The following is an 11,275-nucleotide window of genomic DNA, read 5'->3' on the forward strand; positions in this document are numbered from 1 at the left end:
TAATCAGAAGAAAATATAAGAAAGGATTTGACTTTAATCTATTGTCTGAAGAAGAGCTTAACGAGTACATCGATTCAATAAACAATATGCCAAGAGAAATTTTAGGTTGAAAAACATCCAAAGAAGTTTTTCAACGTTATTCTTCTGTTAGTGTGTAATCACACTAAGAAAATTTGTTGCACAAATTTATGTCGGTTTTACAAACCGAGAATTTTCTAATTAAAATAAATAAAAAACAACGTGCTCAACCATGAGTTTGCACGTTGTAATATAATAAAAGTAAGTGTTGCACTTGAACCTTCATTATAGGATAATTAACTTGTTATGAGTTAATTATTTTTTTGTTTTTTTAAACAAAAAAAACATTGCCGATGCAATGTTTTTAATCCTCATCAACAAAATGTGTGTTGAATAAGCCAAATGTTTTCGTCACTGGACTCACACTTATCCAAATGGTTGGATGAAGTTGTTTTAGGTCTTTAATAATGTTTTTAGCCTCTAAAAGCAACATCGTTGTTTTTAGTTTATAAACTTTTTCACCTGTATAACCACTTTTAATTTCATAAATTGAATAAGCGTGTCAATAATCAATATCTTTAAAGTAATTCAACACAACATCGAATTTGCCTGAACAAGATATTTCAAGGTTAACTTTTTTGTATTTTGGATACAATAACGAAACTAAGCCATTAACTACACCAATATATACAAACGAGGTAACTTCGCGCATACCAAAGTACACTCTTGATTGTGTTGGTTTGTATGTCACTGCATAAGAACCCTTCTCGCTAGCTGTATACACATGCTCGATTGAAAGATTATGCGGTTTTACAATTGCAAAGATAATTAAAAAGATCATTGAAGTCACTAAAGCTATAGAAGACAAAACAACGCCAATACTTCTTTGTTTAGTTGTTGAGAAATAATACCCAATAATGTCTGTTCCACCAGTTGAACCACCAAATTTTCAAGCTAAAGCAATTGAAGTTCCAATAAATGCAGACCCAATTAAACCATTGGCTAAAATTGGTCAAGTCGTCGGGTTTTCATATACAACGCCATCTAAAATTATTACTTTTTCTCACCCTGGTGCCACGTTAAACACTTTGTGAAATAGGCCCGATATAGAACCGAATGAAGAACTAAACTCATAAGTCAATAAAAAGTTTATTAATATTTGGAATAACATAAACTCGAGCGTATGCAATGAAAATGATTTTTTAATTCTCCATCCAAAAATTAGGAATAAAGGTACGTTGCAAGCTAAGTACATAACAGCAAACCAAGGTTGAGCAGATGGAAATATTAGTGAAATCAACATTGGTATTCCCGAAAGTCCAGATGGTATTGTTTCTGATTTTTGTAAAAATACTACTACACCAAAGTTAAACAGGAACGCAGCCAACAACATGTATAGTGTTCTAATAAAATACAGTTGTTTTTTCTTAGTTTTTGTTTCTTTTTCGTGTGGGTTGCGATAATCATAAGCATGTGCCCCCATTTTGTAATCTTTTATTTTTTGATTAATTTTTCTAACGGCTACATGTTCAGATTTTTTCTGTGTTTTTGGTGTAATTTTCATGAATACAATTATAGTGAAAAATGTATTTTTTGCAATAAATTAATACGTATTTATATCGGCAATATGAGTGATTAAATTTGCACCATTTTTAAGCAAAAAATTGTTGCCATCTTCTAAATCTATGCTTGGGTAGCAATACACCTCTTTGTTCAAATCTGCAAATTTTGAAGCCAAATTTATTATTCCACTACCTGATTTAGAACCATAAATTATTAGCGATTGCGATAAAGCTGCAATTAATAAATTACGTTCTTTGAATCTAGCTAATTTTGGGTTTACGTGCGGTGGATATTGACTAATATATAGATCATTATTATTAAAAGCATTTGGCTTATTATATGAATGACCATTTGCTAAAACATGAATAATGTTTTGATTTTGTTTTTTAAATTCATTAATGATTTTAGTATCAATATCAGTAAAGTCACTAGTTATTAGCGTAAATTGTTTTGCTAATGACTCAATTGAATTTTTCATATACAAATCTATATTTGCGCTGAATGTGTCTCCTGTAATACACATTATCTTTTGATTCAATAAATTTATATCACCTTGATAATAAATTACATATGGCGGATATTTTAAGGCTTTAAGAATTTGTGGATATTCTTCATCAAAAACCGTTACGAACTTAACGCCCAAACGTTTTAACATGTTTATAACCTGTTTTATATTAGATTCACTTACTTTCTTTTTCTTGGCTAGATTTTTAAAAATCTCGTAATTGTTTCCCTTGTTAATAAATGAAAAGTAGACTAATAATTCATTCATTTATACCTCCGCTTATATATAATCGTTTTTAGCCGATAAAAAATATAAAAAGGAAAAAATTATGATTTTTATACATAAAATTCAATAAAAAATCAGCCATTTGGCTGATGAATTATTGGTTGTTTTTTGGTGTAACAACTCTTGTTTCATATACAGAGGCGTAGGTACGATTTCTACGTTTTTCAAATTTTACATATCCTGTTATTAAAGCATAAATTGTGTCGTCTTTACCAATTCCTGCATTTGTACCTGGGAAAATTTTTGTTCCTCTTTGACGGAAAATAATTGATCCCGCTGTACAGAATTGACCATCACCTAGTTTGATACCTAATCTTTTACTTTGACTATCACGTCCGTTTTTGGTAGATCCACCAGCTTTTGTTTTTGCCATCTTACTATCCTACAATCTTTTGAACTTCAACACGTGTATAAGGTTGACGGTGTCCAAGTTTTCTTTTGTGAGTTGATTTAGCATTGTGACGGTATACAACGATTTTTTTGCTTTTGCCTTGTTTTTGGATTACTCCTTCAACATAAGCTTTTTCAAGATATGGTTTACCAATTTTATCTCCAACTAGTAATACCTTGTCAAATTTAACAACTGAACCTTCTTCACCTTCAATTTTTTCAATGAAGATTGTTTGTCCTTCTTTGACTAAAATTTGTTTTCCTCCAGTTTCAATAATAGCTAACATGTCTATTAATCTCCTGAATTTTGTGGCTCATCTTTAGGGTGGCTTAATGCTCTTGGTTACCCGTTCAGAATGGTTACAAAAAAAGTAACGTCTAAATTATAATGCACATTAGCTTTTTTAATAATATTTTTTACATTTTAATAGCTTAAGTAAATTGTTTTGTAATGTGGTGTTACTTCAACTTTTGGTTCTTTAGTTTCATTACTCCACTTTACAGAACTGGTACCTATTTTATTCTCGCCTGAGCGAGAAGTAAACATGCGAACAATATGGGCGATGGCACTAACACCGGAGATAACAAGTGGCGCTATAGCTGTAACTACGCTTAGTGCGGATCCACCATAAATGTTGGCTTGTTCTTTGGTCGATACTTTCCTAAAATTATACTTCATTTATACCTCCTATAGCAATTTACACATTCATATGCTTGAAACTACTAAAAAGAAAAAAATTAGTAAAAACTGAGTAAAAATTCAATAAAAAACAAAACCTATTGTTGGTTTTGCTCATGTTTTGCGAAATGTTGATTTAATTTTTGTAGTTCTAATAAAATTAATTGGTCTGTATCGGGTTCAACGATAGGTTCTGGTTTATCTTCTTTTTTAAGTTTTAATAATTTTCTAAAGTCAATAGATGCTTTAATCAAGAACACTACCATTAGCATTAGATAAATTACAAATGTAATAATAATGAATGCTAGAAGTGCTGATAGGAATTTACCAATTAAAACTGAACCAATTTGTCAATTCTCAACATCTGATGAGCCCATCAATTGTGAAATTGGGGGCATAATAACATCTTTAGCTAATGATTGAACAACTGCGTTAAATGCGGTACCAATCAATAGACCAATTGCTAGCATGAACATATTGCTTTTTTTAACAACTGCTCATGCGTCTTTACTTGCTTTCTTAAACATGTGCATAATTATAACAAAAAACCTTATTTTTCAACAGATTCTTTTTTACTTAACACAACTAGAGCTGGCTTAATCACTCTGTCTTTAAGTTTATAAGCTTCTGAATTAACTTTAACAATTGTGTTTGCTTCTTTTTCGTTATCAATAACAAACTCGAGTGCTTTTTGATAGCTAGGATCAAAATTTGAGCCAACTTGTGGCAATACTATTTCAAGGCCGTGTGATTTAAACACATTTTCAAGCATTCCTAAAACCATCTTGAAGCCACCAACGTAGGTTTTTACGCCTTGATCAGTGCTATTAACTCCTGATTCAACAGCCATTTTAAAAGTAGAATATGGATTAGTAAAGTCTTCAAAGAATTTTTGTAACGAGTACTCTTTAATGCGATCAATTTCTTCTTTTGGGGCTGTAATACGTGTATTTTCACTTAATTTATTGCTTAGTTCACGAACTTTTTCTTTCAAAGTTGCATTAATTTCTTCTAGAGCTATGAATTTTTCAGATAAAATTTTTAGCTCTTCACTAGTACGTTCAAGAGCTTTTTGTAAGCTTTGGTTTACTTCATTAGCTAATTGATTTTGTGTTTTAAAGCTCAAGTTAATTATTTCAAAAGTTAAAGTTTTGCCAGCGTACTCACTTTCAGCTTGTGCATCAAAAACTACAGTCACTTTATATTTTTTTGCTCAACCGTGCTCCAGAATATATTTATCAATATCAGCATGAATTTGGTTTTTACCTAATGCTAATTCATAATTTTTCTTTGAAATTTCTTTATTGAACTTGCCATTTTCAAAAATTTTGATATTGGTTTTTAAAATTGTACCTTCTTTTATTTTTGTTGAACTCATATTTACTCCTTGTTTTCCTTATCAACTATTAAATCTTCTAAAAGCTTAATAGCAGCTATTGAACGATGATAATCCATTCTGTTTGAACCGACTAAACTAATTTCACTTATGCGTCCAGCACTATTGATTTTTTTAGTAATTATTGAACTATGATCATCCCTGATTGAAATTTTTAATTTAGCATCATCATCTAAATCGTTTTCAATAGTTTGCCAAATTGACTGATTTTCAATTAAATACAAAATATTTGACAAGTCTGGGCGTGAAATATCATCCGCTAAAATTATTTTATCTTTGCCATACACAATGTTTTTGTTTTGCAATTCAAAATCAAAAACGTTGTTAACCATACTTTCTAGAATAGATTCATAATTTTTGATTTGAGCAGCCAAAATTGGTGCTAAACTGTCCGCAGTTTCACGCAATTTTAGAATAGGTACATCTATTAATCTTTCTTTAAAAATGCGGATTGCGATTCTTAAATCAGACATTGAGCTTGAACCTAAATCAAGTGAAACAGTTCTATGGCTTACTTCCCCATAAGACGTAACCAAGACGATTGTGGCATCTGATTCGGATAAGGGTACTAGCTGAATACTTTTTAACGTAGCTGACTCATTGGTTTCACCAGCCACTAGTGTTATACCAACTGTGTCTGAAATTACTTGGCAAGCCTCCTTAACGGTTTCGTCAATATTGCTACGTCTGCGTGCAAAAATATCTTTCATTTTTTCACGCAATGTTTTTGAATCATGAGCTACTAAATTTGCCGCATAATAGCGATAACCTTGAGCCGATGGAATTCTGCCACTTGATGTATGAGTTTTTTCTAAATAGCCTTGTTGTTCAAGTTCTTGCATGATATAACGTACTTTAGCGCTAGAAAAGGGAATATTAAATCTGCTTAATAAAGCGCTAGAACCAACAGGAATGCCGGTTTCAATGTATAAATCTATGGTTCATTTTAGTATTTGTTTTTGAGTCTCATTTAGTATGGTTGTATTCATAATAAGAATTATAGCATAAATTTAGCAATTTAAAAGTTAGAGTGCTAAATTAAGCATACAAAAAAACACTTGCGTGTTTTTAAGATTATTTTTTGCTTGATTTTGCAAGACGTTGGTTGAATTTGTCAATCATACCTGTTGCTTTTGTTTTAGCTCTATCGCCTGTGTAAGCAACGTGGCATCCTGAACAAACGTCAACAGAAATTGATGATTTTGTTGTACCGAATAAGAATTGTGTATTACATGTTGAACATACAACTTCAACTTTGTTGTATTGTGGGTGAATATCTTTTTTCATAAATATCTCCTTGACTTAGTTAATTATTTTGAATAGAACTCAACAACTAAGTTTTCTTTAATTTCAGGTAATACTTCACTTCTTTCTGGTAAACGGTCTAATTTAGCATCAAATTCTTTTAGTGTAATTCAAGCTGATGTTTGTTTTGCTTCTAAATTAGCAACGATTTGTACATTTTTTCTTGATTTTTCTTTAAGAGTAATTGTTTGACCAACTTTAATTGTCATTGATGGAATGTTAGCTTTTTTGCCATCAACTAAAAAGTGGTTGTGTGCTACTAATTGTCTAGCTTGTCTTCTTGTGTTTGCAAAACCTGCACGGTAAACTAGGTTATCTAGACGTGATTCAAGTAATTGAATTAGGTTTGTACCCAAAACACCTTTGATTTTTGTTGCTCTTTCAAAGAATTTTTTAAGTTGTTTTTCACTTGTTCCGTAAACAAATCTAACTTTTTGTTTTTCATATAAGTGTAAACCATAGTCTGATAATTTTACACGTTTGTTTCCGTGTTGACCTGGTGCGTAAGTTCTCTTTTTACCTTTTGAGAACTCTTTGCCTGTTTCAAGAATTGAAAAGCCATAACGACGTGATTTCTTGAATACTGGACCTGTATATCTCATGTTTCCTCTTTCTGCATAAAACATTAAAAGGGATTAACTCTGCTAATGAAATAGTTATTTAATGATTTCAGTTTTCAGCTGACTTACTTTCAAATCAAAGGAACGACTATTTGTAATCAGTATGTTAACCTGCTGTAATATGCCTTTCAATTATAACAAAGGAAGTAAAAAACGTATATAAATACTATTTAATCTTTTTTTGTTTTATAAATCTTTTTAAATCTTTGATTATTTTATTAATCAATAGCGTGATTTTGAATTTGTCGGTAAACGAATAAACAGATTTATATTTGTATGTAATGCGTAAATGAGTGGTTATTTTTAATTCATTAGCTGAGGGATCAAAATAGAAAATTAATTCGTGTTTTTTGTCAGTTTGAATTCTGAATAAAAATAATAATGTTGTGTCTCATTTATTGATTTTTTCAATAAAATAACCACTTTTGGCTAAATTATTAAGATTGAATTGATCTATAAATTCCGTTATGGAATCAATTGTTAAGTTTGTAAGTTTGCATGAAGTAGTGGTTGTTTTAGTTGAGCCAAAATTTTCAATTAATTTATTATATTTAAAGGTAAATAAATTATTTCTATTAGCATATGAATTCAACATCCATACCAGACAGATCATAAAATAATAATCATTGATTTGTTTTGAGTATTTTGGGTTGGCAATGAAGCCATTTTTACTGTAGGCGAATACATAAGATTTATCGTTTAGTACACTAAAACGTGTATTTTCGTCAAAATATTCATAGTAAACATGATACTGCAACAACAATTCTTTAATGTTGTTAGGAGCATCAAAAGGAATTAAAACTTTAAATTTAGACACATCTATTTGTGCGCGTTTGTACTCTTCTAAATAAAAGTCCAAATACACTAAAGCTAAGGAATGAATATCCATAAGCTTATATTTATTTTTTAAAAGAAAGTGAACTGAAAAAGTATTTAATTCATCAAAGTGAAAAACATTATTTATTTCTTTATTCCTATAGTTTTTAGTAAAAATATTCAGTAAAAATTCTAGATTATACAAACTTACTTTACGTTTTCGAAACTTGAAATCACTATTGTAATTAGTAACTAGCTTTGTCATTATCTGTAAAGCAAAATTATTGGCGTGTGATAATAAACTCATGCTTTTATATCTTTGTTTAATATTGACAAATGGCTTAAGCATGTGTTCTTTAGATGTTAGTGTATTGACTAGTCTATTCAGATCTAGTTTAATTAGATCCATTGTTTCAAAATCAATATTAAATACTGAATTTGATGAGTAAATTTGTTCAATATTTGCATATTGTTCCAGTGATAAATATTCAAGTTTTGAGTTTAAAATCAGTAACTTTACGCACTTGTTACGGGTATCAACTACAATCTTGATTACATAGTCAAGATTGTAGTTTTTAACGCAAAATTCATCAACCATCAAAGGCACAGATGTGTGTTTATCATAGGTGTAAACCAGATGGTTGCGATATTGCAAATATCTGGCTATCTTAGATATGTATTGCCCTTGGCCAAAACCTTCCATTGAAACCAGAATCTTACTTTTAGCTTTGATATTTTCACTAATTGCTTGGGCAAGCAATAAAAAAGAATAAAGACTTACTGGATCTTTATCGGATTTATTCGTAAAGACAAAGGCATGATTACATAAAATCAATTTATCTTTAACTAAACCGTTTTGCTCCATTTTGCTTTACTCCGTATTTATTTATTCAGCTTGAGAATCAGTATTTTTGATCACTTCCACAGCTTGAATTTGTTCTTTATTTTTCAAATTAATTAATTTTACACCCTTACCGCTACGTCCGATTTCATTGATTTGTGACATTGGAACTCTAATTGTAAATCCACTGGTGGTGATAATTAATAATTCATCATCTCGGTTTACAAAGCGTGAAAATACAATGTTTCCAGCAGATTTGGCTTTAATACCAATTACACCTTTTCCACCACGGTTAACTAATCTAAACTCATCGTGATGAGTAATTTTTCCATATCCTAAGGCACCAATGGTCAACACCATTTCACCTTCTTCGCTACTTGAAGCAGAGACTACGTATTCATTTTCATCAAGTTTGATCCCTTTTACGCCAGTAGCAACACGCGAAATAGGTCTAATATCTCCTGAATTGAATTTAATTACTCTATCAACGTTATTTGCAAGGATAATTAGTGAATCATCTTTGATAATTGTTGCTCTAACTAATTCATCACCTTCAATCAGTTTAAACGCTAATTTACCATTTGAATTTATTGTTTGGTATTCACTAATTGGTGTTTTTTTAACGATCCCGAATTTGGTTGAAGTGAATAAATATTCGTTGTCGTTGTATGAATTTACTGGCAAAATTGAAATAATTTTTTCTTCATTTTTAACATCAAGAGTTGGGACTAAGTTCACAAAAGGAACACCCTTAGATTGACGAGATAATTCTGGCAATTCGTGTGCACGAATTCGGTACACACGTGCTTGGTTAGAGAATAAGAATAAGTCTGTGTGTGTTGAACAAGTTATTAATGAGGCAACATCGTCATCATCGTAAGTTTTCATTGTAGTAATACCAACCCCACCACGACGTTGAGTTTTGTATTCATCTAGATCCATTCTTTTTACGTATCCGTTTGCAGAAGTAGTAATCACGATTTCACGCATTGGAATTAAATCTTCATCAGTAATTTTTGAACCTGCTTCTAGATTTATTTGGGTTCTACGCGCATCTGAATATTTTTCTTTTACTTCGTTTAATTCGCTAATGATTAGTTTAATTAGTTCGTTATGATCGGCTAAAATCAATTCTATTCTTGCAATTTCAGCAATTAAAGCATTCATTTCTTCAATCATATTTTCAATCGCAAGGCTAGTTAAACGACCTAAACGCATATCAACGATAGCTTTTGTTTGTCTTTCACTTAGACTAAAACGTTCAGCAAGACGTGTTTGAGCGTCTGCATCATTTTTAGATTTTTTAATAATTGCTATTACTTCGTCAATATTTTCAACAGCAATTTTCAATCCTTCAAGAATGTGTAATTTATCTTTAGCTTTTTCCAAATCAAATTGCAATCTTCTTGTAACGACGTCTTCTTGGTGAGTTAAATACACCTCAATGGCTTGTTTAATGTTTAATAATTTTGGCTCGCCATTAACTAAAGCAACAAAGTTGACGCCATAATTTACCTGTAAATTCGTTTGCCGATAAAGTTTGTTTAATAAAACGTGTGGATTGACATTTCTTTTAACGTCGATAACAATTCTTATACCTTCGCGGTTAGATTCATCACGAAGATCGCTAATTCCTTCAATTGTTTTATCTTTAACTAATTCAGCAATTTTTTCAATAATTGCTGTCTTTTTAATTTCATAAGGAATTTGCGTAACTACAATTCGGCTTTTGCCGTTTGCAAATTCGTCAATGTGGGCTACTGAACGAATAGTGATTGAACCTCTACCTGTTGAGTATGCCTCTTTAATACCTTGATTACCTAAAATCGTGGCACCCGTTGGAAAATCAGGCCCAGGCATTAATTGCATAATTTCGCTGATTGTAATTTCTGGATTTTGAGCAACCGCAATTGTTGCGTCAATTGCTTCGCCTAAGTTGTGAGGTGGAATATTGGTTGCCATACCAACTGCTATACCTGAACCCCCTGTAACTAAAAGATTAGGAAAGCGAGAAGGTAAAACAACTGGTTCTTTTTCGCTAGCATCATAGTTATCAACAAAATTTACTGTATTTTTCTTGATGCCATCAAGCATTTCTGAAGCAAGTTTACTCATTCTTGCTTCAGTATAACGCATTGCAGCAGCACCATCGCCATCAATAGAGCCAAAGTTACCGTGGCCATCAACAAGCGGATAACGCATTGAAAAATCTTGAGCCATTCTAACCATGGCTTCGTATACTGAAGAGTCACCATGTGGGTGATATTTACCTAAAACATCCCCAACTATACGCGCACTTTTTCTGTGCTGTGAACTATGAGTAATTCCTAATTCGCTCATATCGTAAAGAATACGTCTATGAACTGGTTTTAAACCATCCCTTGCGTCCGGCAGTGCCCTTGACACAATAACACTCATTGCATACTCAAGAAATGAGTTTTTCATTTCTTTATCAATTTCAATTGGGTGTAAACCATCTAAAGGAGTTTCAATAATTTGACTTTTAACTTCGTAATCATCTTTATTTTGAGGAATTTCTTCTTCCTCTTCTTCAACAATATTTACCTCTGGTTTAAAAGCAACAAACAATTCTTCTTCTGGAACTAAATCTTCATCAAATTCAGTAGGTTTTAGCTCTAAATCTTGGTCATTAATTAAACTTTTTTTAGGATCTTTATCATTTTTTGACATGGCAACTCCTTATAAATATTAATATTTTAAATTATACCAAAAAGATGTTTTTTATTGAGATGATTGCATGCTTAAAATAATTAATATTAAAACTTATAAATTTATATATTAGTTCTTGTTCTTGCTATAATTTAAACGACAAGGGTGCTGCAAGTGCGGCTGAGAT

The 11,275-nt window shown here is 31.2% G+C and carries 12 protein-coding genes; all 12 read right to left on the reverse strand.

Features of this window, described 5'->3' with window-relative positions; all coding sequences use genetic code 4:
- Positions 1-382: 382 nt before the first annotated feature.
- The gene (locus T329_RS0102815; protein ID WP_029608922.1) at positions 383-1,582 is read right to left on the reverse strand and encodes a YitT family protein; all 1,200 of its coding nucleotides are present in this window, start codon (positions 1,580-1,582) and stop codon (positions 383-385) included.
- A 39-nt stretch (positions 1,583-1,621) separates the two neighbouring features.
- Positions 1,622-2,353: a DNA-processing protein DprA gene (locus T329_RS0102820; protein WP_029608923.1), complete on the reverse strand. Its 732-nt coding sequence runs from the start codon at positions 2,351-2,353 to the stop codon at positions 1,622-1,624.
- Positions 2,354-2,465: 112 nt separating this feature from the next.
- A complete protein-coding gene (rpmA, locus tag T329_RS0102825) occupies positions 2,466-2,744 on the reverse strand; it encodes a 50S ribosomal protein L27 (protein WP_029608924.1) in 279 nt (92 codons plus the stop codon).
- Positions 2,745-2,748: 4 nt separating this feature from the next.
- Positions 2,749-3,048 (reverse strand): 50S ribosomal protein L21, encoded by a 300-nt coding sequence (rplU, locus tag T329_RS0102830; protein ID WP_029608925.1) that lies wholly within the window; start codon positions 3,046-3,048, stop codon positions 2,749-2,751.
- A 137-nt stretch (positions 3,049-3,185) separates the two neighbouring features.
- Complete coding sequence (locus tag T329_RS0102835; RefSeq protein WP_029608926.1) at positions 3,186-3,440, reverse strand: hypothetical protein; 255 nt, start codon at positions 3,438-3,440, stop codon at positions 3,186-3,188.
- Positions 3,441-3,538: 98 nt separating this feature from the next.
- Entirely contained in the window at positions 3,539-3,967 is a 429-nt protein-coding gene (locus T329_RS0102840; RefSeq protein ID WP_029608927.1) for an MscL family protein, read from the reverse strand.
- A 23-nt stretch (positions 3,968-3,990) separates the two neighbouring features.
- Positions 3,991-4,818, reverse strand: a complete 828-nt coding sequence (grpE, locus tag T329_RS03800; RefSeq protein WP_029608928.1) for a nucleotide exchange factor GrpE — start codon at positions 4,816-4,818, stop codon at positions 3,991-3,993.
- A gap of 2 nt (positions 4,819-4,820) precedes the next feature.
- A complete protein-coding gene (hrcA, locus tag T329_RS0102850; RefSeq protein WP_029608929.1) occupies positions 4,821-5,825 on the reverse strand; it encodes a heat-inducible transcriptional repressor HrcA in 1,005 nt (334 codons plus the stop codon).
- An 85-nt stretch (positions 5,826-5,910) separates the two neighbouring features.
- A complete protein-coding gene (gene rpmE, locus T329_RS0102855) occupies positions 5,911-6,123 on the reverse strand; it encodes a 50S ribosomal protein L31 (protein ID WP_029608930.1) in 213 nt (70 codons plus the stop codon).
- A 23-nt stretch (positions 6,124-6,146) separates the two neighbouring features.
- Positions 6,147-6,743 (reverse strand): 30S ribosomal protein S4, encoded by a 597-nt coding sequence (gene rpsD / locus T329_RS0102860; protein WP_029608931.1) that lies wholly within the window; start codon positions 6,741-6,743, stop codon positions 6,147-6,149.
- Between the two features lie 184 nt (positions 6,744-6,927).
- On the reverse strand, positions 6,928-8,442 hold the full coding sequence (locus T329_RS0102865; protein ID WP_029608932.1) for an MAG5620 family putative phospho-sugar mutase: 1,515 nt from the start codon (positions 8,440-8,442) through the stop codon (positions 6,928-6,930).
- A gap of 21 nt (positions 8,443-8,463) precedes the next feature.
- Positions 8,464-11,109, reverse strand: a complete 2,646-nt coding sequence (gene gyrA / locus T329_RS0102870; protein WP_029608933.1) for a DNA gyrase subunit A — start codon at positions 11,107-11,109, stop codon at positions 8,464-8,466.
- Between the last annotated feature and the right edge of the window lie 166 nt (positions 11,110-11,275).

It is taken from the genome of Mycoplasma simbae ATCC 49888 (assembly GCF_000702705.1).
GTDB classification, from domain to species: Bacteria; Bacillota_I; Bacilli_A; order Mycoplasmatales; family Metamycoplasmataceae; genus Mycoplasmopsis; species Mycoplasmopsis simbae.